We start from the raw sequence: 23218 nt of genomic DNA, 5'->3' as shown, positions 1-23218 counted from the left end.
CTACCTCAGTTTCAGGGTGGCAAGGCCGATCAGCACGAGAATCACGGTGATGATCCAGAAACGGACGATCACGCGTGGCTCGGGCCAGCCCTTGAGTTCAAAGTGGTGGTGAATCGGCGCCATCCGAAACACCCGCTTGCCGGTCAGCTTGAAGGAGGCGACCTGGATGACCACCGACAGGGTCTCCATGACGAACACACCGCCCATGATGAACAGGACGATTTCCTGGCGAACGATCACCGCGATGGTGCCGAGCGCGGCGCCGAGCGCCAGCGCGCCGACGTCGCCCATGAACACCTGGGCCGGGTAGGTGTTGAACCACAGGAAGCCCAGGCCAGCGCCGATCAATGCGCCGCAGAACACGATCAACTCGCCCGCGCCCGGCACATAAGGGATCAGCAGGTATTCGGCGAATTTCACGTTGCCCGACAGGTAGCAGAAGATGCCCAGCGCACCGCCCACCATCACCGTTGGCATGATCGCCAGGCCGTCAAGGCCATCGGTGAGATTGACCGCGTTGCTCGAGCCCACGATCACGAAGTAGGTCAGCACCACGAAGCCGATGCCCAGCGGGATGGTGACATCCTTGAGCATGGGCACGATCAGCGTGGTCTCGACGCTGGTCGGCGCGGTGGCGTACAGGAAGATGGCGGCGCCCAGGCCGAATACCGATTGCCAGAAATACTTCCAGCGGCTCGGCAGGCCGCGCGAGTTTTTCTCGATGACCTTGCGGTAGTCGTCGACCCAGCCGATGGCGCCGAACAGCAGGGTCACGATCAGCACGACCCAGACGTAGCGGTTGGTCAGGTCGGCCCACAGCAAGGTGCTGATGCCGATGGCGGAAAGGATCAGCGCGCCACCCATGGTCGGGGTGCCGGACTTGGAAAGGTGTGATTGCGGGCCGTCGTTACGGACGGCCTGACCGATCTGGCGGATCTGCAGGGTGCGAATCATCCAAGGGCCCAGCCACAGCGCCAGCGACAACGCGGTCAGTACACCGAGGATCCCGCGCAGGGACAGGTACTGGAAGACCGCGAAGCCTTTGTGGAACTGTTGCAGATACTCAGCCAACAGCAGAAGCATTAATGTTTCTCCCCGCTAGGACCGCACAAAGCCGCCACGACGTTTTCCATCGCAGCGCTGCGCGATCCCTTGATCAGAATAGTGGTGTCTCTGGCCTGCTCGACGCGTACCGCATCGATCAGCTCAGACTGAGTAGCGAAGTGGTGGCCTCCAGTGCCGAACGCCTTGACCGCGTGACCCATGTTCGGACCCACCGCGTACAACGCGCCTACCTTGCCGCGGGCATAGTCACCGACCTGCCGGTGCCCTTCCTCTGCCCACGGCCCCAATTCGCCGATATCTCCCAGCACCAGAACGGTGCGCCCGGAAAAGCCGGCGAGTATATCAATCGCGGCGCACATGGAGGTGGGGTTTGCGTTGTACGTGTCATCGATCACGCGCACCCCGTTGGGCGCGAGCTGCGCCACGGTCCGGCCCTTGACCGGCTGTACGGCACCGAGGCCTGCGGCGATCCCTTCGAGGGTCAGACCGAAGGCATGCGCGGCAGCGGCAGCGGCCAGCGCATTGCTGACGTTGTGGGTGCCCAGCAGGTTGAGCTGGACAGCGACCGAACCCTCCGGCCCGTGCAGCGTGAAGGACGGACAGCCACGGGCGTCGCGGTCGATCGCACTGGCATGGAAATCGGCCTGCGGGTTGGTCAGGGCGAACGTGATCACCCGGTGCCCACCGGCGCGCGTGCGCCAGGTCTCAAAGGCCTTGTCGTCAAGATTGAGAACCGCGACACCGCCCTCGCCCAGGCCTTCGAGGATCTCGCCCTTGGCCTCGACGATTTTTTCCGGACCGCCGAACTCGCCGACATGGGCGGTTCCGGCGTTGTTGATCAGGGCAACCTGCGGCTGGGTCAGGCCGACGGTGTAGGCGATTTCGCCGACACGGGATGCACCCAGTTCGATCACTGCCGCGTTGTGTTCGGGCGCCAGCTCGAGGAGTGTCAGCGGGGCACCGAGGTCATTGTTCAGGTTGCCACGGGTGGCCAGTACCGGACCACGGGTGCGCAGGATGCTGGCAAGCAGCTCCTTGACCGTGGTCTTGCCGCTGGAACCCGTGATGGCAGCCACCGGCCTGTCGAAGGCCGCGCGGTTGAGGGCACCCAGCTGACCCAGCGCCAGGCGGGTATCGGCGACCACGAGCTGTGGCAGGTCGACACCCGACACTTCGCGCTCGACCAGGGCGGCAACAGCGCCCTTGGCCTGGACATCGGCCAGGTAGTCATGGCCATCGAAACGCGGCCCGGCCAAGGCGACGAACAGCTGCCCGTGAGCGATGGCGCGGCTGTCGATGCTGACGCCGCTGAAGCTGGCATCGGCACCGATCACACGGCCTTTCAAGGCGCCAGCCACCTGGGTGAGCAAGAGTGATTCAAGCATGTGGGGCCTCCCAGGCTGCAAGTGCCTTCCGGGCTTCGGTCAGATCGGAGAAGTCATGACGCTCGCCGCGGATTTCCTGATAGTCCTCATGGCCCTTGCCGGCCAGGACCACCACGTCATCAGCCTTGGCGCTGGCCAGCAACTGGGCGATAGCCTTGCCACGCCCTGCCACGAACTCGACGTTCTCGCTGCGCGCGAACCCCGGCTTGATGTCGTCGAAAATGCGCTGTGGTTCTTCACTGCGCGGGTTGTCGTCGGTGACCAGCACGCGGTCGGCCAGCCGCTCGGCCACTTCGGCCATCAGCGGACGCTTGCCGCGGTCACGGTCACCGCCGCAGCCGAACAGGCACAGCAATTGGCCACGGGCATGGGGGCGCAAGGCCTCGAGGACTTTCTCCAGGGCATCGGGGGTGTGCGCGTAATCCACCACCACCAGCGGCTTGCTACCCCCGCCCAGGCGCTGCATACGACCGACGGGGCCCTGCAGCTGCGGGGTGACCTTGAGGATCTCGTCGAGCGTGTAGTCAAGCGCCAGCAGCGTCGCCACCGCGGCGAGCACGTTGCTCAGGTTGAACCGGCCCAGCAACTGGCTGCGCAAGGTGCGCTCACCCTGGGCGGTGACGATGGTCGCGCGTACGCCGTCATCATCGAAATGCGCCTGACGGCAGTACAGGGAGGCCGCGTGGTCTTCCAGGCTGTAGCTGAACAGGCGGGTCTCACTGTGCCCGGGGTTGCGCTGGCGAGCAAAATCACCCGCCAGCCGGCGGCCGAACTCGTCATCCAGGTTGACCACCTGGGCGCGCAGGGTCTGCCAGGCGAACAAGCGTGCCTTGGCGGCCTCGTAGGCCTGCATGCTGCCGTGGTAGTCCAGGTGATCGCGAGACAGGTTGGTCATCACCGCGATATCGAACGCCAGCGCGGCAACGCGCCCCTGCTCCAGTGCATGGGAGGAGACTTCCATGGCCACGGCCTTGGCGCCCGCCTTCTTGAGGTCGTACAGGGTCGCCTGCACCGCGATCGGGTCCGGCGTGGTCAGGCGTCCGCTTTGCAGCTCGCCATGGAAGCCCGTGCCCAACGTACCGATCAGGCCGCAGCGCTGCCCCAGGATATCAAGCGCCTGAGCCACCAGCTGGGTCACGCTGGTCTTGCCGTTGGTGCCGGTGACACCGACCAGGTTCAGCTGGCGGCTCGGCTCGCCGTAGAAACGCCCGGCAATGTCCGACAGCTGAGCGATAAGCCCTTTGACCGGGATCAGCGGCACGTCGGTCAGCGGCAGCACCGTGGCGCCCTGCTCTTCATACGCCACCGCCGCCGCCCCACGGGCGAGAGCGTCGGCGATATGCTCGCGGCCATCCACGATGGCACCCGGCACGGCCAGGAAAAGGTCGCCCGGTCGTACGTTACGGCTGTCCAGGGTCAGCTCGCGGATCAGCGGATCGCGGCTTGCGTGGGCAAACAGCTTGCTCAATGGCATTGTCATCAACCACGCCCTCCTTTGGCGGCTGCTGCCGTGGCCTGCTGCTCAGGGGCGGCAGGCGCGGGCGGCGGCAAGTTGTCTGGCGGAATATTCATCAGGCGCAGAGTGCCCGACATGACCTTGCTGAAAACAGGTGCCGACACCAGGCCGCCGAAGTAGCCGCCCTTGCTGGGCTCATCGATGACCACGACGATCGCGTAGCGCGGATCGCTCATCGGACCGAAGCCCGCGAACAGCGAGCGGTAGGCATTTTCGGTGTAGCCCTTGGAGCCAACCGTGGCCTTGCGCGCCGTGCCGCTCTTGCCGCCGACGTGGTAGAACGGCACCTGGGCCCGGTACACACCCCGCGGCGCTTCGATCACCTGCTGGAGCATGCCCTGGATGGTCTCGGCGGTTTCCTTCGGTACTACCTGGGTGGTCTCCGGCGCGCCGTCGACCTTGAGGATGCTTAGCGGGACCATCTTGCCGTCGTTGGCCAGGGCCGCGTAGGCATGCACCAGCTGCAGCGCGGTCACCGAAAGGCCGTAGCCGTAGGACAAGGTCGCGGTCTCGGCCTTGCGCCACTCACGGTGGTTGGGCAGGTTGCCCACACGTTCCCCCGGGAAACCAAGGCCTGTGTACTGGCCAAGACCCAGCTGCGACATCACCCGGTAGATCGCCTCGCCGCCGATATCGAAGGCAATCTTGCTCATGCCGACGTTACTGGAGTTGATCAGGATGCCGGTGAGGTCGAGGATCGGACCTTCGCTGCGCGAGACGTCCTTGATGGTGTAGCGCCCGATCTGCAGGCTGCCCGGATATACCTCGACCTTGTCGGTCGGCTTCCAGCGGCCGCTTTCGAGCGCTGCGCTCATCGACAGCGGCTTGACCGTGGAGCCGGGCTCGAACACATCGATGATTGCCCGGTTGCGCATGGCCGCCGGGAACATGCTGCGGCGGTTGTTCGGGTTGTACGTCGGCTGGTTGACCATGGCCAGCACCTCGCCGGTCTTGACGTCCATGATCACCAGGCTGCCGGCCTTGGCTTCCTGCTCGGCGATGGCGTTGCGCAGCTCGCGGGTGGCCAGGTACTGCAGGCGCAGGTCGATGGACAACGCCAAGGTCTTGCCGGCCTTGGCGTTCTTGGTGACCTGGATGTCCTTGATCAACCGGCCACGCCGGTCCTTGATCACCTGTCGCTTGCCAGGCACCCCGGCAAGCCACTCGTCGTAGGCAAGCTCGACCCCTTCGCGGCCGTGGTCGTCCAGGTCGGTGAAGCCGACCATGTGGGCGGTGACATCACCCGCGGGATAGAAGCGGCGGAACTCTTCCAGGCCATAGACGCCCGGAACCTTGAGGTCGAGGATCTGCTGGCCCTTCTCAGGGGTCAGGCCACGCACCAGGTAGATGAATTCCTTGCCGGCCAGTTTGGTCAGCCGCTCGGTGAGCTTTTGTGGGTCCTGCCCAAGCGCCGCGGCCAGGGCGGGCCAGCGCGCCTTGTCGGCCTGCATTTCCTTGGGATTGGCCCACAGGGTGGTAACCGGCGTACTGACGGCCAGAGGCTCGCCGTTGCGGTCGGTTATCAGGCCACGGTGCGCGGGAATGGAGATGTGCCGCAGGCTGCGGGCATCGCCCTGGCCCTTGAGGAAGTCGCGGTCGACCACCTGCAGGTCGATGATCCGCCAGCAGATGGCGCCGACCATCAACGCCAGCAAGCCGATCACGACCCTGAAGCGCCAGGGATAGAGTGCGCCTTCGAGTTTCATCATGGCGCGACCATCCGCACTTCGTCGGCAGCGGGCACGCGCATCTTCAGCTGTTCGCTGGCAAGACTCTCGATCCGGCTGTGGGCGGTCCAGGTACTCTGCTCGAGAATCAGACGGCCCCACTCTGCCTGCGCCTTGTCGCGCTCGCTGAGCTCGCCGTACAGGGTATTGAGCAGTTGACGGTTCCAGTGCGCGCTGTAGGACACGGCAATGGCCGATCCCAGGACGCCAGCGAACAGCAGCAGCATGAAGAAGCTACCGCCTGGCAGAGGCTTGGCGAACAGCCCACTCACCGCAGCTTCTCCGCCACGCGCATGACGGCGCTGCGCGCGCGTGGATTGGCCTTGAGCTCGGCTTCGGAGGCGAACCGCGCCTTGCCATGAACGCGGATCTTCGGCTCGAAGACCTTGTGCTGCACCGGCAGGTTGCGCGGCAGGTTGTCGGCCTCACCCTTGGCGAGCTTGCGCATGAACAGCTTGACGATGCGGTCTTCGAGCGAGTGGAAGCTGATGACCACAAGACGCCCGCCGATCTCCAGCGCGTCCATGGCCGCAGCCAGCCCGGCCTCAAGATCACCCAGCTCGTTGTTGACGTGGATGCGCAGCCCCTGGAAGGCGCGCGTCGCCGGGTTCTTGCCTTTTTCCCACGCAGGGTTGGCGACTTTCAGCACTTCGGCAAGGTCGGCGGTGCGAGTGAACGGCTGTTCCTCGCGGCGCATGACCACGGCCCGGGCCATCCGGCGGGCGAAGCGCTCTTCGCCGTATTCCTTGAAGACGCGGGCGATCTCCTCTTCGGGCGCAGTGGCGATGAACTCGGCGGCGCTGACGCCACGGGTCGGGTCCATGCGCATGTCGAGCGGGCCATCATTCATGAAGCTGAAACCGCGCTCAGGATCGTCCAGCTGCGGTGAAGACACACCCAGGTCAAGCAGGATACCGTTGACCTTGCCATCAAGACCGCGCTGCGCAACCTCGCTGCCCAATTCGGCAAAGCTGCGCTGCACAATGACAAAGCGGCCGTCTTCGGCCGCCAGCGCTTGCCCCGTGGCAATCGCTTGTGGGTCCTTGTCAAACCCCAGTAGCCGGCCCTGCGGCCCCAGGTTGTCGAGTATCAGGCGACTGTGCCCGCCCCGTCCGAACGTCCCGTCGAGGTAGCAGCCATCGGTGCGCACAGCCAGAGCCTCGACAGCTTCGTCGAGCAGCACGGTGATGTGTTTGAAGCCGCTATCAATCGTCACAGAATAAGATCACGCAAGTCGTCGGGCATCGAGCCCGGTTGTTGAATAGCTGCAAGGTCGTTCGCCGAAAGCGCGTTCCAGGCGTCCTCGTCCCACAGCTGAAATTTGTTCAGTTGCCCCACCAGCATTACTTTCCTGTCGAGCTGGGCGTGCTCGCGCAAACGCGGCGGGACCAGGAAACGACCACTGCCATCAAGCTCCAGGTCTACCGCATTGCCGATCAGCAAGCGCTGCAGGCGACGGTTTTCAGGACGCAATGACGGCAAGGCACGTAACCTGGCTTCTATCTGTTCCCATTCATCGAGGGGATAAACACACAAGCAGCGATCGACCGCATCAATGGTTACGATCAGTTGACTGGCGCAACGCGAATCCAGCTCGACCCGGTACCGACTCGGCATGGCGAGACGTCCCTTGGCGTCGAGGCTGATAGCGTTGGCTCCGCGAAACACGGCGTTCCCCACAATGTTAGCGTTTTTGTCTCAGAAAACCCACTTCATGCCACTTCCTGCCACTCGCGCACACTATAGGAATCCGCCCAGCACACCGTCAAGGCGAGTTCATGAGGAAAAGCCTTACAGGACGGCGATTTAGCTCATCAAACGAAGGTAGAAGTACTACAACGAGAAATTTCCTACGGAAAAACACCAACGCACCCAGTCACATACGGGGCGAACTTAAAGTGATTTCTCAGGAATAAGACTATTTAGATATTACGAATGGTATGCCCGCTCAAGAACGAGCAGGAAAGGGAGGTGGAGAGTCGATCTGTAAGCCGGGTTCTGTCGAGGACAGTCATTCCTCTACGACGGCCATCACTGGACGTCTTTAGCAACCTACCCGGTTCCAACGCGGGCCGCGCCATATGGAACCCTATTTGGTCTTGCTCCGAGTGGGGTTTACCTAGCCACGAACTGTTGCCAGCCGCGCGGTGCGCTCTTACCGCACCTTTTCACCCTTACCGGCACCGAAGTGCTTAGGCGGTTATTTTCTGTGGCACTTTCCGTAGGCTCGCGCCTCCCAGGCATTACCTGGCACTCTGCCCTATGGAGCCCGGACTTTCCTCCCCCCTCTTTTGCGGAACAAAAGAAGGCAGCGACTGTCCAATCGACTCTCCGCGGCCAAGGTTACCGGGAGCGGCGTTCAAGAACAAGCGGTAAAACGACGAATGGCATCACGCCATCACTTTTCCTTCTGTCGCTCGAGAGCCGCTTGGTAGAGCAGGTTCTTGCGTACACCAGTGATTTCAGCCGCCAAGGCAGCTGCTCTCTTAAGCGGCATCTCCGCCATCAGCAGGTCCAGTACGCGAAGCGCTTCATTGCTGACCGCCTGCTCGTCCTCCGGCGCGGTCCAGCCCGCGACCAGCACAACGCACTCTCCCCGCTGCTGGTTGCTGTCACCGGACACGAATTCACGCAGCTTACCCAGCGGCAGACCCTTGAGGGTCTCGAAGGTCTTGGTCAGCTCCCGCGCAAGCAAGGCCGGACGCTCGTCACCGAATACCGCCTGCATGTCTTCGAGGCACTCAAGGATACGGTGCGGCGCCTCATAGAAGATCAGCGTGCGGGGCTCTTCCTTCACTTGCTCCAGGCGCGCACGGCGTCCGGCCGCCTTGGCGGGCAGAAAGCCTTCGAAGATGAAGCGGTCCGAGGGCAGCCCAGCAGCGGAGAGCGCGGCGATCAACGCGCAGGCCCCCGGCACCGGCACCACACTCACACCCGCGGCGCGCGCCTGGCGCACCAGGTGATAGCCGGGGTCGGAAATCAGCGGCGTGCCGGCATCGGAGATCAGCGCTACATCATCACCGGCCAGCAGCCGGGTCAGAAAGCGGCTGCCTTCGTCACGCTCGTTGTGCTCATGGCAAGCAGCCAGGGGCGTGTTGATGCCGAAGTGCTGCAACAGACGGATCGAATGACGAGTGTCCTCGGCGGCAATCAGCGCGACGCCTCCCAGGATCTTCAAGGCCCTGGCGCTCATGTCGTCCAGGTTGCCTATGGGCGTGGCGACCACATAAAGCGTACCGATCGTGGATTTCGAAGCCCCTGGAACATCTGTCACTGCGCACACCTGTCGTTTCGGATCTGAGGCGGCCATTGTAGCCCGACCACCGGCAACACTGCGCAACCATCTTGTCTGCCGGGGAGGGTCACAACACCTATATTGAAGGATCAGCGCTGCCGTCGTCGCGCCCCGGCCAGTGCTTGGGTACAATCGTCGGCCAACTTGGTCGAGTAACAGGACACCTACATGATCGCTTGCCTGCGGCTGTTCACAGCCTTCTGCCTTGCTGCCCTGCTGGCGGCCTGCGCCAGCTCGCCCTCATCCAGCCTGGGCGAACTGCCACGCACCCCGGATGCGAGCATCGAGCAATTGCTTGAACAGGCTGCTTCGGCAAAGTCGCCCGAGCAGGCCGCGCTGCTGCGCCTGAGCGCCGCGGACCAGGCCTACCGGCAGAAGGACTTCCCCGGTGCCGCGCGCATCCTCGAGCAAGTGCCGCTGGAGTCGCTCAAGCCCGCCCAGCAGGTATTCGCCAGCACCCTGGCCGCCGAGCTCGCCATGAGCCGCAACCAGCCGAAGGCGGCGCTCACCGCTCTCGCCCACCCGAGCCTTGCCCGAGTGGGTGAGTTGCCTCAGGAGCTGCAGGTGCGCACCTACAGCGTTCACGCCGCCGCCCTCGAAGCCGACGGCCAGGCCCTGCCTGCCGCGCAGCAGCGTGTCCTGCTGGGGCCGCTGCTGACCGGTGATGCCGCCAGTGCGAACAACGACGCCATCTGGACCCTGCTTGCCGCGCTGCCAGCCGAGCAGCTGCAGACCACCGGCACCGATACCCTGGCCGGCTGGACCAGCCTTGCCTTGGCGGTGAAGAGCGCGGGCACTCTGGAGCAACAGCAGGCCGCCATCGAGAGCTGGCGTGCCCAGCATCCTGGCCACCCTGCCGCCATCCAGCTGCCACTGCCCCTGGTCAAGCTCAAGGAGCTGGCCAGCCAGCCGCTGACCAAGATCGCCCTGCTGCTGCCTCAGGAAGGCCCGTTGGCCAGCGTGGCGCGCGCTCTGCGCGATGGCTTCATGGCCGCGCATTTCCAGGCCCAGCAGTCGGGCCAGCCGGCACCGGCCATCCAGGTGGTCGACAGCTCGAGGCTGACATCGGTCGAGGACTTCTACCGCCAGGCCCAGGCCGATGGCGTGCAACTGGTCATCGGCCCATTGGAAAAGCCGCTGGTGAAAAAGCTGGCTGCCATGGCGCAGCTGCCAATCCCGACGCTGGCCCTGAACTACGCCGATGCCGGCCAGAAAGCGCCGCCACAACTGTTCCAGTTTGGCCTGGCCGCCGAGGATGAGGCCCGCGAGGTTTCCCGCCGCGCTCATGCCGATGGCATGGTGCGCGCCGTTGCACTGGTGCCGAGCGGCGAATGGGGTGACCGCGTGCTCAAGGCCTTCCGTGAAGACTGGGAGTCCAAGGGTGGCACGCTGCTCGCCGCCGAGCGTGTCGCTCAGCCGGTCGCCCTGGCCCAGCAGATCGCCGACCTGTTCCAGCTGCGCCAGAGCGAAGGCCGCGCACAGAGCCTGCAAAGCACCGTGGGCGGCAGCGTCGCCGCGCAACCATCGCGCCGCCAGGACATCGATTTCCTGTTCCTCGCCGCCACGCCCCAGCAGGCACAGCAGATCAAGCCGACCCTGAACTTCCAGTACGCTGGGGACGTGCCGGTCTACGCCACCTCGAACGTCTACAGTGCCAGTGGTGACGTCAACCAGTACAACGACATGACCGGGATTCGCTTCTGCGAGACTCCGTGGCTGCTCGATACCAGCAGCGGGTTGCGCCAGCAGGTGGTAGCCCAGTGGCCGCAAGCTGCTGGCAGCCTGGGTCGCCTGTACGCGATGGGCGTGGATGCCTATAGCCTGGCACCGCGCCTGGACCAGCTGAAGGCATTGCCAGACAACCGCATCGAAGGGATGTCAGGCAGCCTGAGCATGAACGCCAGCCAACGTGTCGAGCGCCAACTGCCTTGGGCAGAGTTTGCGGGCGGCCAGGTCAAGCGCCTGCCGGACACCCCGCGCTGATGCCAGACGCATCGACCACCAGCGCCGGCCAGGCCGCGGAACAACAGGCCCTCGATTACCTTCGAGGGCAGGGTTTGCGGCTGCTGACGCAGAACTGGCGATGCAAAGGCGGTGAGCTTGATCTGGTCATGCTCGACAGCGATACAGTAGTATTCGTCGAAGTCCGCTACCGGTTGCATGCGGATTTCGGCGGCGCCCTCGGCAGCATCGATGGGCGCAAGCAGAAACGATTGGTGCTGGCCGCCACTCTTTTCCTGCAAAAGGAGTCCCGCTGGGCCAGTTATCCCTGCCGCTTCGACGTTGTCGCCCTGCAGGGCAGCCGCCATGCAGGCCAACCGCTCCAATGGCTGAAAAACGCCTTCGAATGCTGAACCCATTCAACTTTTTCGCTCCGTGTTTCGCGGGCTGGCCTGTTGCCGCGCGTCGCGCTGGCCACCGCCCCACTTAAGGTCACACCAGATGGACATGCAATCCCGAATTCGCCGGCTGTTCCAGGCCAGCATCGATACCAAGCAACAGGCTATGGACATCCTGGCACCGCACATCGAACTGGCAAGCCAGGTGATGGTCAATGCAATGCTCAACGAGGGCAAGATGCTCGCGTGTGGCAATGGCGGCTCCGCGGGTGATGCCCAGCACTTTTCCTCGGAGCTGCTCAACCGCTTCGAGCGTGAGCGCCCGAGCCTCCCAGCCATCGCGCTGACAACCGACAGCTCGACCATCACCTCGATCGCCAACGACTACAGCTACAACGAGGTCTTCTCCAAGCAGATCCGCGCGCTGGGTCAACCCGGCGACGTGCTGCTGGCCATTTCCACCAGCGGCAACTCGGCCAACGTGATCCAGGCGATCCAGGCCGCACATGATCGCGAAATGACTGTCGTAGCAATGACGGGACGCGATGGTGGCGGCATGGCTTCTCTGCTGCTGCCCGAAGACGTCGAGATCCGTGTACCGTCCACGGTCACGGCACGTATCCAGGAAGTCCACCTGCTGGCGATCCATTGCTTGTGCGATCTGATCGACAGCCAATTGTTCGGGAGTGAAGAATGATCCCCAAGCGCTTTGGCCTGATGGCCCTGACGTTGTGCCTGAGCATCGGCGGCTGCACCTCGGTGCTCACCGCCTCACGCGAAAAGCCGATCGAAGATGACCGCGGCACCCGCACCATCGGCAGCAAGATCGATGACTCATTGATCGAGACCAAGGTGGCGGTCAACGTCGCCAAGGCCAGCCCTGACCTCGACAAGGGTTCGCATGTCGTCGTCAGCAGCTACAACGGTGTCGTGCTGCTTGCCGGCCAGACTCCGCGGGCCGACCTCAAGAGCATGGCGGAACAGGCTGCCAGCCAGGTTCAGCGGGTGAAGAAGGTGCATAACGAGCTGCAGGTCATCCAGCCCTCTTCCATCCTCGCGCGAAACAATGACGCCTGGCTGACCACCAAGATCAAGACCCAGATGCTGGCAGACGCCAATGTGCCGGGTTCGCGGATCAAGGTAATCACGGAAAACGGCATCGTCTATCTGCTCGGGCTGCTGACCCAGCAGGAAGCCGCCCGTGCCACCAGCGTGGTGCAGAACGTTTCGGGCGTGCAGAAGATCGTAAAGCTGTTCGAGTACATCGACTGACCGGGAAACCCCGCCGCCTGCCCATGAAAAAGGCGATCCGCAAGGATCGCCTTTTTTGTTACTTGACCACCTTCAGGCTCGGTCGCCCGGTCGGACGCGGCGGCTGGCTGCCCCCGGCAGGCGGCCCATCGTCATCCGGCTCGATGCTCTCTTCTTCCAGCTCATCGCTGTCCATCAGCGGCGGCTCTAGCTCGAAGACCATGCCTTGGCCATTCTCCCGGGCATAAATGCCCAGGATCGCGGCGCTTGGCACATAGAGCGTGTGGGCCACGCCGCCAAATCGCCCTTCGAAGCTCACCGCATCGTTGTCCATGTGCAACTGGCGGACAGCGCTTGGCGAAATATTCAGAACGATCTGGCCATCACTGGCAAAACCCTGGGGCACCTGGACCGCCGGATATTCGGCATTGACCAGCATATGGGGCGTGCAATCGTTGTCGACGATCCACTCGTACAGCGCTCGTACCAGATAAGGGCGACTGGAGTTCATCAACGGCTCCTTCAAAACTTGCGCATATCGCGCTCAGCAGCGGACAGGCTTGCCTGGAATGCCTCCCGGGCAAACTGTCGCTCCATGTAATCAAGCAGCGGCTTGGCTTGCCGCGGCAGTTCAATTCCCATCACTGGCAAACGCCAGAGTATGGGCAGTAGACAACAATCGACGAGGCTTTGCTCCTCACTCATGAAACAGGACATCTCCGCGAAAAGCGGTGACACCCCGGTAAGGCTCTCGCGCAGCTCCTTGCGCGCCTGAGTGCGCGCGCTGTCCTTGCTGCGCGGGTCGAGAATGACATCCACCAGGACACACCAGTCGCGCTGGATGCGGTGCATCAGCAGACGACTGTTGCCACGTCCCACCGGATACACCGGCAACAACGGCGGATGCGGATAACGCTCGTCGAGGTATTCCATCACCACGGTCGACTCGTACAACGCCAGGTCTCGGTCGACGAGGGTTGGCACGCTTCCATAAGGGTTCACTTCGATCAGCTTCGGGGGCAAGCGGCCGACATCGACATCGATGATCTGCACACTGACGCCCTTCTCGGCGAGAACGAGGCGTACCCGATGAGAATAATGGTCAGCGGGGTCGGAGTAGCAGGCTAACCTGTTGGTCACGCCCATGGTGGTCCTCCTCGCAGGGGCTTTCGAAACGACATGTTTTTCAACTGCAAATGCAAACGCGCCCTGGGGCCACTCCTGCTTCTGCAGGAGCGCCCCAGGGCGCATTCAACTACCAGAAACTACTGCGTGATCAGTGCACGTCCTTCCAGTATTCACGCTTGAGCAAATACGCGAACACGAAGAAGAAAGCCAGGAACAACAGCACATAGGTACCGATGCGCTGGCTTTCCAGCTTGACCGGGTTGGCCGAGTAGGCCAGGAAGGTCACGAGGTTCTTGACCTTCTCGTCGAACTGCTCTGGCGTCAGGGTACCGGAATTCGGCTCGATGGTCAGCTGATCACACGCTTCATGGGTCAATGGGCTGCCAGTCAACGGGTCGAACTGCCGCTTGCCGTCGACCTCGGTCTGTACCTGCTTGCAACCGATCACCTGGTTGCCTTGCAGGCCGACCAGCACGTTAGGCATGCCGACGTTGGGGAACACCTTGTTGTTTGAGCCAAACGGCCGGGACGGATCGGCATAGAAACTGCGCAGATAGCTGTAGAGCCAGTCATCGCCGCGCACCCTGGCCACCAGCGTCAGGTCCGGCGGCGCGGCCCCAAACCAGGCCTTGGCGTCGTTGACCTGCATGCCGATATTCATGTGGTCACCGATCTTGGCGCCCGTGAACACCATTTTTTCGAGCATCAGTTCATGGGGGATGCCCAGGTCATCGGCCACCCGTTCATAGCGTTGGAACTTGGCGCTGTGACATCCCATGCAGTAGTTGGCGAAGGTGCGCGCGCCATCCTGCATGGCGGCCTTGTCGGACAGATCGATATCCACCTTGTCCAGTACCAGGGAATGCTCGGCAGCAAACGAGAAAGCGGGCAGCACTGCCAGGATCATTACCGCGATAAGCTTTTTCATCAGCCAGTCACCCTTTCCGGAACCGGTTTGGTCTTCTCGAGCCTGGTATAGAACGGCATCAGGATGAAGTAGGCGAAATACAGCAGGGTGCAGATCTGGGCCAGCAAGGTCCGGCCCGGCGTCGGCGCCTGGACACCCAGCATGCCAAGGATCACGAACGACACGCAGAACACCACGAGCCAGACCTTGCTCAGCCAGCCCTTGTAGCGCATCGAGCGCACCGGACTGCGGTCGAGCCAGGGCAGCACGAAGAGCACCGCGATTGCCGCCCCCATGGCCATGACGCCGAAGAGTTTGTCAGGCACGGCTCGCAAGATTGCGTAGAAAGGCGTGAAGTACCAGACAGGTGCGATGTGCTCTGGCGTCTTGAAGGCGTTGGCCTGTTCGAAGTTGGGTTTTTCCAGGAAGTACCCACCCATTTCCGGGAAGAAGAACACCACCGCGCAGAACACGAAGAGGAAGACCACTACTCCCACCAGGTCCTTGACCGTGTAGTACGGATGGAAGGGGATACCGTCATGCGGTACACCGTTTTCATCCTTGTGCTTCTTGATGTCGACGCCATCCGGATTGTTCGAGCCGACCTCGTGCAGCGCCAGGATGTGCAGCACCACAAGCCCCAGAATGACGATCGGCAGGGCTATCACGTGCAGGGCAAAGAAGCGGTTGAGGGTGATGCCGGAGATCAGGTAGTCGCCGCGGATCCACTGGGTAAGGTCCGCGCCGATCACCGGGATCGCACCGAACAGCGAAATGATCACCTGAGCCCCCCAATACGACATCTGCCCCCAGGGCAGCAGGTAACCCATGAACGCTTCGGCCATCAGCGCCAGGTAGATCAGCATGCCGAACAGCCAGACCAGCTCCCGGGGCTTCTGGTACGAGCCGTAGAGCAAGCCGCGGAACATGTGCAGGTACACCACGATGAAAAACGCCGAGGCGCCTGTGGAGTGCAGGTAGCGCAGGATCCAGCCGTACTCGACATCACGCATGATGTATTCGACCGAGGCGAATGCCTCTTCGGCCGATGGCGTGAAACTCATGGTCAGCCATACACCGGTGATGATCTGGTTGACCAGCACCAGCAGCGCCAGCGATCCAAAGAAATACAGGAAATTGAAATTCTTCGGCGCGTAGTATTTGCTCAGGTGCTCTTCCCACATCCGCGTGGCAGGGAAGCGGGCATCCACCCAGTCCATGAACTTGCTCATCACGCGTTCTCCTGATCGACGCCAATGACAATCACATCATCTGTCTCGTACGAGTGCGGTGGCACCGGCAGATTCAGCGGGGCCGGCTGGGACTTGTAGACGCGCCCGGCCAGGTCGTAGTGCGAACCGTGACAGGGGCAGAAGTAGCCACCGACCCATTTGGGGCCAAGGTCCGCAGGGGCGACTTCAGGACGGAAAACCGGCGAGCAACCCAGGTGAGTGCACAGGCCGACAAGAAGCAGTATCTCGGGCTTGATCGAGCGGTTTTCGGGGTCGACGTAGCTGGGTTGGTCCGAGGCCTTGGATTCGGGATCCGAGAGCTCGCCGGCGATCTTTTTCAGGTTGCCAAGGATCTCTTGCGTGCGCCGCACGATGAACACGGGTTGGCCACGCCATTCGGCCACCATCTGCTGACCCGGCTCGACCTTGGCGATGTTGACCTTCACCGGGGCACCCGCAGCCTTGGCCTTGGCGCTGGGAAACCATGACCCCACGAACGGGACCGCCGCCCCCACCGCCCCCGCCGCACCTACCACGGATGTGGCAGCCACGAGAAAGCGACGCCGGCCAGCATTGACGCCGTCATTGCTCATTCAGTCATCTCCCATCAGCTTTGTGGCCTGTTGAAACAGGCGTCTAATCAAGTAACGTCTGTGGCACCAAAAATTTGGCCGAATGGTAATTAAAAAGACCTTACAGTGACAAGGTGAATAGCCGGGCCTTGGGCTACAACCCGTGCATTCCTTGACCTGCGTCTATGCGGCAAGTGGCCATGGACATGTCTGTCAGGTTAGTTCAAGCCAAAAAAAAAGCCCGGTTCCTTCCGGAACCGGGCTTTTGACTGCCGAAGCGAAATTAACGCTTGGAGTACTGAGGACGCTTACGTGCTTTACGCAGACCCACTTTCTTACGCTCAACTTCACGAGCGTCGCGGGTGACGAAGCCAGCACGACGCAGAGCGCCACGCAGGGATTCGTCGTAGTCCATCAGTGCACGGGTGATACCGTGACGGATTGCACCAGCCTGACCGCTGACACCACCACCGATAACGGTGACGTAGATGTCGAACTTCTGGGTGGTCTCGGTCAGTTCCAGCGGCTGGCGAACAACCATGCGAGCGGTTTCGCGGCCGAAGAACGTGTCCAGAGAACGGTTGTTGATGGAGATGTTACCGGTACCAGGACGCAGGAAAACGCGAGCGGTTGCGGTCTTGCGACGGCCAGTGCCGTAATTTTGAGTCGCCGACATAATGAACTATTCCGTTAAATCTTCAGTTCTTGAGGCTGCTGAGCAGTATGAGGGTGAGCAGCGCCCGCATAGACTTTCAGCTTACGGTACATGTCGCGACCCAGCGGGTTCTTGGGCAGCATGCCCTTGACCGCGGTCTCGATCACGCGCTCAGGCGCCTTGGCGATCAACTTCTCGAAGTTGATTTCCTTGATACCGCCCGGGAAACCGGAGTGGGAGTAGTACATTTTGTCCGTAGTCTTGGCACCAGTCACACGGATCTGCTCGGCGTTGATGACGACGATGTAGTCGCCGGTGTCAACGTGAGGAGTGTATTCTGGCTTGTGCTTGCCACGCAGACGGCTAGCGATTTCGGTAGCCAGACGACCCAGGGTCTGACCAGCGGCGTCAACTACGAACCAGTCGCGCTTTACTGTTTCCGGTTTAGCAGTAAAAGTTTTCATTCTTTATAGCCTCAGGGGCCGCCCAGCGAAAATAAGACGGCGGATCTTACTGGATAGTGCTTCGCTTGACAAGTTCAAGCGCGCAGCCGCATACGGACGCTATCGGGGGCTCGGGTCAGCGCGTCCAATATTCGGCAGGGTTACTCCAGAGGGCGGGGCATCACTTCCACACACGGAGAGGGACAGAATTATCCAGATTGCACGAAAAATTACAACCTGCTTTGATGCTTATTTTACCAGGGAGAGAATCATGGACTATCGCAAGCTGGGCCGAACCGACCTGAACGTCAGCGCGCTGTGCCTGGGCACCATGACCTGGGGCGAGCAGAACGACCAGGCCCAGGCCTTCGCCCAGATCGCCGAAGCCAAGGCCGGCGGCATCAATTTCATCGACACCGCCGAGATGTATCCGGTGCCGCCCCGCCCTGAAACCTACGCCGCCACCGAGCGCATCATTGGCAACTGGTTCGCGGCCAACGGCGATCGCGACGACTGGGTCCTGGCCAGCAAGATCGCCGGCCCCGGCAATGGCATCAGCCACATCCGCGACGGTCAGCTCAAGCACAACCGCCAGCACATCGTCAGCGCCCTCGACGACAGCCTGGCGCGCCTGCGGACCGACCGCATCGACCTCTACCAACTGCACTGGCCCGAGCGCAGCACCAACTTCTTCGGCAAGCTTGGCTATCAGCATCTGCCGCAGGATCATTTCACGCCCCTGGAGGAAACCCTCGAGGTGCTGGACGACCAGGTACGTGCCGGCAAGATCCGCCACATAGGCCTCTCCAACGAAACGCCATGGGGCACCATGAAGTTCCTGCAGCTGGCCGAGAGCCGTGGCTGGCCGCGCGCGGTGTCGATCCAGAACCCCTACAACCTCCTCAACCGCAGTTTCGAGGTAGGCCTGGCGGAAATCGCCATCCGCGAGCAATGCGGCCTGCTGGCGTATTCGCCGCTGGCCTTCGGCATGCTGTCGGGCAAGTATGAGAATGGCGCCAGGCCAGAGCACGCGCGCCTGACGCTGTTCAGCCGCTTCGCCCGTTACTCCAACCCACAGACCGTGGCTGCCTGCAGCCGCTATGTGAGCCTGGCACAGGCCCATGGCCTGGACCCGGCGCAGATGGCCCTGGCCTTTGTCACGCGGCAGCCTTTCGTGACCAGCAACATCATTGGCGCGACCAGCATCGAGCAGCTGCGCAGCAACCTGGCCAGCCTCGAGCTGACCCTTGGCGATGAGCTGCTGGCGGCCATCGAGGCTATTCATCAGGAGCAGCCCAACCCCGCGCCTTGAAGCCCCGGAGGGTTCCCGCGCATGGCGCGGGAGCCCCAGGGTAGACACGATCATCAAAAAATAAGACGATCCAGCCGGTGATTGACCACTCTACCTTATAAGAACAACGACAAATGATGCTTACCCAACCCACCGCATCCCTGCGGCGCGTCAGTATCCTGGCCGTCGATAAAGTGTTCGCATCGACCCTGATGCAAGCCAAGGACTTCTTCCACCTGGCCAGCCTGCGCTATGGCAGGCAGATGGGCCTGGGCCTGCAGCCGCTGTTCGAGACCCGCCTGGTAAGCCCGGACGGGCTGCCTGTGGACAGCTTCAGCAATGTCCAGCTGCCGGTCGACGGCGGACTGGAACACGCCGACATCATCATCCTCCCGGCCTTCTCGGACAACTTCGACACATTGTGCCAGCGCTACCCGCAGGTCCTTGACTGGCTGCGCGAGCAGCACGCCCGGGGCGCGGTCCTGTGCGGCGAGGCCAGCGGCGTGTTCTGGCTGGCCGAGGCCGGGCTGCTGGATGGCAAGGAAGCGACCACCTACTGGCGATTCTTCAACAGTTTCGTCGAGCGCTTTCCCAAGGTCCGCCTGAATCAGGACAAGCACCTGACAGATGCCGACAATGTGTATTGCGCTGGCGGCACCACCTCGGCCTGCGACCTGTACATCTATCTGATCGAGCGTTTCTGCGGGGCCAACGTCGCCCAGGCGGTGGCCCGCGACATCCTCTACGAGGTGCAGCGCAGCTATACGCCGGGGCGCATGGGGTTTGGTGGCCAGAAGCTGCATCAGGACCTGATCATCCTGCAGATCCAGCACTGGCTCGAGGAGCACTTCGCGGACAAGTTCCGCTTCGAGGACGTGGCGCGCAACCACGGCATGAGCATCCGCAACTTCATGCGCCGCTTCCAGAGCGCCACGGGCGACAAGCCGCTGCACTACCTGCAGCGTTTGCGCATCGAAACGGCCAAGGGGCTGTTGTCGAGCACCCGCAAGAGCATCAAGACCATCAGCTACGAGGTAGGCTACGACGACGCCAGCTTCTTCGCCCGGCTGTTTCGCCAGCATACGGAGCTGTCGCCGAACCAGTATCGGCAACAGTTCGTGCAAGAAGCGGGCTAGCGCCGGCGCCTGGTCAGGGCTTGTGCGCCCGTGCCAGGAACTCGTGGGACTGCATTTCCAGCAGGCGGCTGAGGGTACGCTGGAACTCGAAGGTCAGGCGGCCACCGGTGTACAGGTCCTTGAGCTCGACTTCCGCCGAGATGATCAGCTTGACGTTACGGTCGTAGAATTCGTCGACCATGTTGATGAAGCGCCGGGCAATGTCGTCCGTGGCCACGCCCATCTGCTCGACGCCGCTGATCAGCACGGCATGGAAGATCTTGCCCAGCTCGATGTAGTCGTTCTGGCTGCGTGGACCGTCGCACAGGGCGCGGAAATCGAACCAGGCGACGTCGTCGCAGGTACGCAAAGCAAGAATCTCGCGGTTCTCGATCATCAGCACGTCGTTCTCGACGGCCTGGGTGCACTCCGGGGTCAGCGCCTTGAAGCTCTGGCGCAGGCTTTGCTGGGCGGCTTCGTCGAGCGGATAGTGGAACAGCTCGGCCTGCTCCAGGTGACGCAGACGGTAGTCCACGCCGCTGTCGACGTTGACGATCTCGGTGTTCTGCTTGATCAAGGCAATCGCCGGCAGGAAGCGCGCGCGCTGCAGGCCGTCCTTGTACAGGCCGTCCGGCACGATGTTGGACGTCGCCACCAGGGTCACGCCGTTCTTGAACAGCTCTTCCATCAGGGTGCCAAGGATCATGGCGTCGGTGATGTCGGAGACGAAGAATTCATCGAAGCAGATCACACGCGCTTCGTCGGAGAAACGCTTGGCGATGATCGTCAGCGGGTTCTTTTCGCCCTTGAGCGTCCTCATTTCCTCATGCACGCGCTTCATGAAGCGGTGGAAGTGGGTGCGGACTTTCTGCTTGAACGGCAACGCTTCGAAGAAGGTGTCGACCAGATACGTCTTGCCCCGCCCCACTCCGCCCCAGAAATACAGGCCCTTGACGGGTGCCTGCTCTTTCTTGCCGAACAGCTTGCCGAATATGCCGGGCTTGCTGTTCTGCGCGTTCACCAGGTCGTCGTAGAGACGCTGCAGGTGACGGACCGCTGTTTCCTGCGCCGCGTCATGGAAGAAATCGGGACGTTTGAGATCTGCTTGATATCGTTCTAGGGGCGTCATAATTCGTTAGCAAGGCAACAAAAGCGGGCCGTCACTGTAACGACGGCCCTGGATAATGGCAATCGGACTTGCGGCAAATTGCCTCAGTCCGCTTGTGGCTGAAGCGCGGCGCGCAGGCTTGCGATGGCGTCGTCGCGAGCGCTGGCATCATTGAACTGTGGGCCTTCGGCGACGCTCTCGCCATCCAGCCACAGGCTGAAGCTCAAGGGCTCGACACGCACGTCCAGCTCGCCGCCCTGCTGCAGCTGCTTGCTTACGCCGCCAGCGCTCTTGCCGTCGGCGAAGCTGCGCGACAGCAGCAGCTGTTCGCCATCAGCCGCCAGCAGGCGGAAGCGGAAGCTGCCGTCTTCGTCACGGAAGCTGATGAAGCGAGCGCTCTTCGCGGCCTTCTTCTTCGCTTCGCCAGCGGCCTGCACACTGCTGCGGAACGAGCGCAGGCCCACGGCTTCGCGCAGCTGCTCCAGGAATGGACTGGCGGTCTTGCGCGCCTTCGCTGCGCCCGCCAAGAGGATGTCCTCGAGGTCCGCCGGACGGGCGATCAGTTGGTGATACCGCTCGCGGGCCTCGCCCAGCTGGCTATCGAGACGCTGGAACAGGCGCTGCTTGGCCTCGCCCCAGCCAAGACCCTGGAGCAGCTCTTCGCGCAGCTCGGCGGCCTGCGCAGGCGTGGCGAAAGCCTGATACAGGGTGAAGAGGTGCGAGGCATCGGGATCCTTCGGCTCGCCCGGCGCGCGCGAGTCGGTGACGATGCGCGAGATCGCGTCTTTCATTTCCTTGGCACTGCTGAACAGTGGGATCGTGTTGTCGTAGCTCTTGGACATCTTGCGGCCGTCCAGGCCCGGCAGGGTCGCCACGCTCTCCTCGATCACCGCCTCGGGCATGACAAAGAATTCCTTGCCCTTGCCGAACAGGTGGTTGAAGCGCTGGCCGATATCGCGGGCCATTTCCACGTGCTGGATCTGGTCACGGCCGACCGGGACCTTGTGCGCGTTGAACATCAGGATGTCGGCGGCCATCAGCACCGGGTAGCTGAACAGGCCCATGGTCACGCCGGCGTCCGGGTCTTCGCCGTTTTCAACGTTCTTGTCCACCGAGGCCTTGTAGGCGTGCGCGCGGTTGAGCAGGCCCTTGGCGGCGACGCAGGTCAGCAGCCAGGTAAGCTCGGGAATCTCGGGGATGTCGGACTGGCGATAGAAGGTGACCCTGTCCGGGTCCAGGCCACCGGCCAGCCAGGTCGCGGCGATTTCGAGCCGAGAGCGCTGGATGCGCAGCGGGTCATCGCACTTGATCAGGGCGTGGTAGTCGGCCAGGAAGTAGAACGAGTCTGCACCGGGCTGCTGGCTGGCGAGGATCGCCGGCCGGATGGCACCGGCGTAGTTGCCCAGGTGCGGGGTGCCGGTGGTGGTGATACCGGTAAGAATGCGCGTAGTCATGGGTTATCGCTTGATCAGGCTTGGCTCAGTTCGAGAGACGCGGCAGCACCAGATCCTTGAGATCGGTCAGCTTGCCATGAAAGAAGTGTCCGCATTCTGCCACTTTCAGCAGCTCATGGGGGCGCGGCAGTGCGTCGGACCAGTCGTACACCAGATGGGGCTCGACCACTTCGTCGGTGTCCGGCTGCACCAGGGTCAGCGGGCAGTTCCGCGCCAGGCTGTGCTCGGCGCTCAGGCGCATGACTGCCGGGGCAATCATGAACAGATGTTGCAGCTCCACGCCCTGGGCCTCAAGCCGGCCCGAGAGGCTTGCCGCGACGAAGCCGCCAAAGGAGAAGCCCATCAGCACCAGCGGCAGTTCAGGGTGTCTTGCACGCAGCCAGAGGGCGGCAGCATGGGCGTCATCGACCTCGCCACTGCCCATGTCATGGCTGCCTGCGCTCTGCCCGACGCCCCGGTAGTTGAAGCGCAGGGTAATGTAGCCAGCGTCGCGGGCGGTACGCTGCAGGGTCGAAACAACCTTGTTGAGCATGGTGCCACCCTGGACTGGGTTGGGATGGCAGATCAATACCACGCCTCGTGGCTCGGGGGCATCCAGGTACAAGGCTTCCAGCTGGCCACTCGGGCCATCGATGAACAAGGGGGTTTCGCGGATAAGCAAGGCACTACTCCGTGACCTCGGAATGGGTCGGCTCGTCTAGCTGAAAGAATTCTGTTCTGAGATATTTGCGATCG

24 protein-coding genes and 1 other RNA gene are annotated in these 23218 nt (G+C 62.5%); 6 read left to right on the top strand and 19 right to left on the bottom strand.

Translation table 11 applies throughout. The features are described from left to right. The 9 genes from mraY to rsmI form a co-directional block, all read right to left on the bottom strand. Nucleotides 1–1083, bottom strand: coding sequence for a phospho-N-acetylmuramoyl-pentapeptide-transferase (mraY, locus tag AC0ZZU_RS03745; protein WP_158459958.1), 1083 nt, complete (start codon nt 1081–1083; stop codon nt 1–3). Then, nucleotides 1083–2450 (bottom strand): UDP-N-acetylmuramoyl-tripeptide--D-alanyl-D-alanine ligase, encoded by a 1368-nt coding sequence (locus tag AC0ZZU_RS03740; RefSeq protein ID WP_476339223.1) that lies wholly within the window; start codon nt 2448–2450, stop codon nt 1083–1085. Before AC0ZZU_RS03740 ends, mraY begins: the two co-directional genes overlap by 1 nt. Further along, on the bottom strand, nt 2443–3930 hold the full coding sequence (locus AC0ZZU_RS03735) for a UDP-N-acetylmuramoyl-L-alanyl-D-glutamate--2,6-diaminopimelate ligase (protein ID WP_476339222.1): 1488 nt from the start codon (nt 3928–3930) through the stop codon (nt 2443–2445). The genes AC0ZZU_RS03740 and AC0ZZU_RS03735 overlap by 8 nt, the downstream gene beginning before the upstream one ends. Beyond that, complete coding sequence (locus tag AC0ZZU_RS03730) at nt 3930–5672, bottom strand: peptidoglycan D,D-transpeptidase FtsI family protein (RefSeq protein WP_476339491.1); 1743 nt, start codon at nt 5670–5672, stop codon at nt 3930–3932. The genes AC0ZZU_RS03735 and AC0ZZU_RS03730 overlap by 1 nt, the downstream gene beginning before the upstream one ends. Continuing rightward, a complete protein-coding gene (ftsL, locus tag AC0ZZU_RS03725) occupies nt 5672–5965 on the bottom strand; it encodes a cell division protein FtsL (protein WP_476339221.1) in 294 nt (97 codons plus the stop codon). Before ftsL ends, AC0ZZU_RS03730 begins: the two co-directional genes overlap by 1 nt. Next, nucleotides 5962–6909, bottom strand: a complete 948-nt coding sequence (gene rsmH / locus AC0ZZU_RS03720; protein ID WP_476339220.1) for a 16S rRNA (cytosine(1402)-N(4))-methyltransferase RsmH — start codon at nt 6907–6909, stop codon at nt 5962–5964. The genes ftsL and rsmH overlap by 4 nt, the downstream gene beginning before the upstream one ends. Beyond that, nucleotides 6906–7361, bottom strand: a complete 456-nt coding sequence (gene mraZ / locus AC0ZZU_RS03715) for a division/cell wall cluster transcriptional repressor MraZ (protein WP_476339219.1) — start codon at nt 7359–7361, stop codon at nt 6906–6908. Before mraZ ends, rsmH begins: the two co-directional genes overlap by 4 nt. A gap of 303 nt (nt 7362–7664) precedes the next feature. Further along, nucleotides 7665–8024: RNase P RNA component class A (rnpB, locus tag AC0ZZU_RS03710), an RNA gene on the bottom strand. 67 nt (nt 8025–8091) lie between these two features. Continuing rightward, nucleotides 8092–8967, bottom strand: a complete 876-nt coding sequence (gene rsmI / locus AC0ZZU_RS03705; protein WP_476339218.1) for a 16S rRNA (cytidine(1402)-2'-O)-methyltransferase — start codon at nt 8965–8967, stop codon at nt 8092–8094. Between the two features lie 189 nt (nt 8968–9156). On the opposite strand from rsmI, the gene AC0ZZU_RS03700 reads away from it, so the two are divergent. From AC0ZZU_RS03700 to AC0ZZU_RS03685, 4 genes are all read left to right on the top strand, one after another. Then, nucleotides 9157–10971, top strand: coding sequence for a penicillin-binding protein activator (locus AC0ZZU_RS03700; protein ID WP_476339217.1), 1815 nt, complete (start codon nt 9157–9159; stop codon nt 10969–10971). Next, on the top strand, nt 10971–11342 hold the full coding sequence (locus AC0ZZU_RS03695; protein ID WP_476339216.1) for a YraN family protein: 372 nt from the start codon (nt 10971–10973) through the stop codon (nt 11340–11342). The genes AC0ZZU_RS03700 and AC0ZZU_RS03695 overlap by 1 nt, the downstream gene beginning before the upstream one ends. A gap of 88 nt (nt 11343–11430) precedes the next feature. Beyond that, nucleotides 11431–12024 carry a phosphoheptose isomerase gene (locus tag AC0ZZU_RS03690; protein WP_158459949.1) on the top strand — a complete coding sequence of 198 codons (594 nt, stop codon included), beginning with the start codon at nt 11431–11433 and terminating at the stop codon, nt 12022–12024. Further along, nucleotides 12021–12599 (top strand): BON domain-containing protein, encoded by a 579-nt coding sequence (locus AC0ZZU_RS03685; protein WP_158459948.1) that lies wholly within the window; start codon nt 12021–12023, stop codon nt 12597–12599. The genes AC0ZZU_RS03690 and AC0ZZU_RS03685 overlap by 4 nt, the downstream gene beginning before the upstream one ends. Nucleotides 12600–12657: 58 nt before the next feature. On the opposite strand, the gene AC0ZZU_RS03680 is transcribed toward AC0ZZU_RS03685, so the two are convergent. The 7 genes from AC0ZZU_RS03680 to rplM form a co-directional block, all read right to left on the bottom strand. Then, nucleotides 12658–13089 (bottom strand): ClpXP protease specificity-enhancing factor, encoded by a 432-nt coding sequence (locus AC0ZZU_RS03680; RefSeq protein WP_476339215.1) that lies wholly within the window; start codon nt 13087–13089, stop codon nt 12658–12660. A gap of 11 nt (nt 13090–13100) precedes the next feature. Continuing rightward, the gene (locus AC0ZZU_RS03675; RefSeq protein ID WP_476339213.1) at nt 13101–13724 is read right to left on the bottom strand and encodes a glutathione S-transferase N-terminal domain-containing protein; all 624 of its coding nucleotides are present in this window, start codon (nt 13722–13724) and stop codon (nt 13101–13103) included. Between the two features lie 130 nt (nt 13725–13854). Continuing rightward, complete coding sequence (locus AC0ZZU_RS03670) at nt 13855–14634, bottom strand: cytochrome c1 (protein WP_476339211.1); 780 nt, start codon at nt 14632–14634, stop codon at nt 13855–13857. Further along, nucleotides 14634–15845, bottom strand: coding sequence for a cytochrome b (locus tag AC0ZZU_RS03665; protein ID WP_476339209.1), 1212 nt, complete (start codon nt 15843–15845; stop codon nt 14634–14636). The genes AC0ZZU_RS03670 and AC0ZZU_RS03665 overlap by 1 nt, the downstream gene beginning before the upstream one ends. Further along, on the bottom strand, nt 15845–16438 hold the full coding sequence (gene petA / locus AC0ZZU_RS03660; RefSeq protein ID WP_476339207.1) for a ubiquinol-cytochrome c reductase iron-sulfur subunit: 594 nt from the start codon (nt 16436–16438) through the stop codon (nt 15845–15847). The genes AC0ZZU_RS03665 and petA overlap by 1 nt, the downstream gene beginning before the upstream one ends. 262 nt (nt 16439–16700) lie before the next feature. Continuing rightward, on the bottom strand, nt 16701–17093 hold the full coding sequence (rpsI, locus tag AC0ZZU_RS03655; RefSeq protein WP_158459942.1) for a 30S ribosomal protein S9: 393 nt from the start codon (nt 17091–17093) through the stop codon (nt 16701–16703). 14 nt (nt 17094–17107) lie between these two features. After that, nucleotides 17108–17536 (bottom strand): 50S ribosomal protein L13, encoded by a 429-nt coding sequence (rplM, locus tag AC0ZZU_RS03650; RefSeq protein WP_158459941.1) that lies wholly within the window; start codon nt 17534–17536, stop codon nt 17108–17110. Between the two features lie 250 nt (nt 17537–17786). Between rplM and AC0ZZU_RS03645 the strand changes: the two genes are divergently transcribed. Further along, nucleotides 17787–18827: an NADP(H)-dependent aldo-keto reductase gene (locus tag AC0ZZU_RS03645; protein ID WP_476339205.1), complete on the top strand. Its 1041-nt coding sequence runs from the start codon at nt 17787–17789 to the stop codon at nt 18825–18827. Between the two features lie 215 nt (nt 18828–19042). Next, nucleotides 19043–19942, top strand: coding sequence for a GlxA family transcriptional regulator (locus AC0ZZU_RS03640; protein ID WP_476339490.1), 900 nt, complete (start codon nt 19043–19045; stop codon nt 19940–19942). Between the two features lie 13 nt (nt 19943–19955). Here the strand turns inward: AC0ZZU_RS03640 and zapE are convergent, their stop codons facing one another. The 3 genes from zapE to AC0ZZU_RS03625 all read right to left on the bottom strand — a co-directional run bounded on the left by zapE (nt 19956) and on the right by AC0ZZU_RS03625 (nt 23144). Further along, nucleotides 19956–21050: a cell division protein ZapE gene (gene zapE / locus AC0ZZU_RS03635; protein WP_476339203.1), complete on the bottom strand. Its 1095-nt coding sequence runs from the start codon at nt 21048–21050 to the stop codon at nt 19956–19958. An 83-nt stretch (nt 21051–21133) separates the two neighbouring features. Beyond that, nucleotides 21134–22483 carry a tryptophan--tRNA ligase gene (locus AC0ZZU_RS03630; RefSeq protein ID WP_476339201.1) on the bottom strand — a complete coding sequence of 450 codons (1350 nt, stop codon included), beginning with the start codon at nt 22481–22483 and terminating at the stop codon, nt 21134–21136. 25 nt (nt 22484–22508) lie between these two features. After that, nucleotides 22509–23144: an alpha/beta hydrolase gene (locus AC0ZZU_RS03625; protein ID WP_476339199.1), complete on the bottom strand. Its 636-nt coding sequence runs from the start codon at nt 23142–23144 to the stop codon at nt 22509–22511. Between the last annotated feature and the right edge of the window lie 74 nt (nt 23145–23218).

The organism is Pseudomonas sp. JE3303, from assembly GCF_056312565.1.
Note: the sequence above shows the minus strand (reverse complement) of the source record. Positions and strands in the feature narration are given on the sequence as shown.

Excerpts from the sequence above, each read along its gene's own strand:
- AC0ZZU_RS03690 (WP_158459949.1), top strand. The coding sequence starts at position 11,431 with ATGGACATGCAATCCCGAATTCGCCGGCTGTTCCAGGCCAGCATCGAT.
- mraY (WP_158459958.1), bottom strand. The coding sequence starts at position 1,083 with ATGCTTCTGCTGTTGGCTGAGTATCTGCAACAGTTCCACAAAGGCTTC.
- AC0ZZU_RS03630 (WP_476339201.1), bottom strand. The coding sequence starts at position 22,483 with ATGACTACGCGCATTCTTACCGGTATCACCACCACCGGCACCCCGCAC.
- AC0ZZU_RS03735 (WP_476339222.1), bottom strand. The coding sequence starts at position 3,930 with ATGACAATGCCATTGAGCAAGCTGTTTGCCCACGCAAGCCGCGATCCG.
- rplM (WP_158459941.1), bottom strand. The coding sequence starts at position 17,536 with ATGAAAACTTTTACTGCTAAACCGGAAACAGTAAAGCGCGACTGGTTC.
- AC0ZZU_RS03700 (WP_476339217.1), top strand. The coding sequence starts at position 9,157 with ATGATCGCTTGCCTGCGGCTGTTCACAGCCTTCTGCCTTGCTGCCCTG.
- zapE (WP_476339203.1), bottom strand. The coding sequence starts at position 21,050 with ATGACGCCCCTAGAACGATATCAAGCAGATCTCAAACGTCCCGATTTC.
- AC0ZZU_RS03740 (WP_476339223.1), bottom strand. The coding sequence starts at position 2,450 with ATGCTTGAATCACTCTTGCTCACCCAGGTGGCTGGCGCCTTGAAAGGC.
- rpsI (WP_158459942.1), bottom strand. The coding sequence starts at position 17,093 with ATGTCGGCGACTCAAAATTACGGCACTGGCCGTCGCAAGACCGCAACC.
- AC0ZZU_RS03685 (WP_158459948.1), top strand. The coding sequence starts at position 12,021 with ATGATCCCCAAGCGCTTTGGCCTGATGGCCCTGACGTTGTGCCTGAGC.
- AC0ZZU_RS03665 (WP_476339209.1), bottom strand. The coding sequence starts at position 15,845 with ATGAGCAAGTTCATGGACTGGGTGGATGCCCGCTTCCCTGCCACGCGG.
- AC0ZZU_RS03730 (WP_476339491.1), bottom strand. The coding sequence starts at position 5,672 with ATGAAACTCGAAGGCGCACTCTATCCCTGGCGCTTCAGGGTCGTGATC.
- AC0ZZU_RS03675 (WP_476339213.1), bottom strand. The coding sequence starts at position 13,724 with ATGGGCGTGACCAACAGGTTAGCCTGCTACTCCGACCCCGCTGACCAT.
- AC0ZZU_RS03680 (WP_476339215.1), bottom strand. The coding sequence starts at position 13,089 with ATGAACTCCAGTCGCCCTTATCTGGTACGAGCGCTGTACGAGTGGATC.
- AC0ZZU_RS03645 (WP_476339205.1), top strand. The coding sequence starts at position 17,787 with ATGGACTATCGCAAGCTGGGCCGAACCGACCTGAACGTCAGCGCGCTG.
- petA (WP_476339207.1), bottom strand. The coding sequence starts at position 16,438 with ATGAGCAATGACGGCGTCAATGCTGGCCGGCGTCGCTTTCTCGTGGCT.
- AC0ZZU_RS03695 (WP_476339216.1), top strand. The coding sequence starts at position 10,971 with ATGCCAGACGCATCGACCACCAGCGCCGGCCAGGCCGCGGAACAACAG.
- AC0ZZU_RS03670 (WP_476339211.1), bottom strand. The coding sequence starts at position 14,634 with ATGAAAAAGCTTATCGCGGTAATGATCCTGGCAGTGCTGCCCGCTTTC.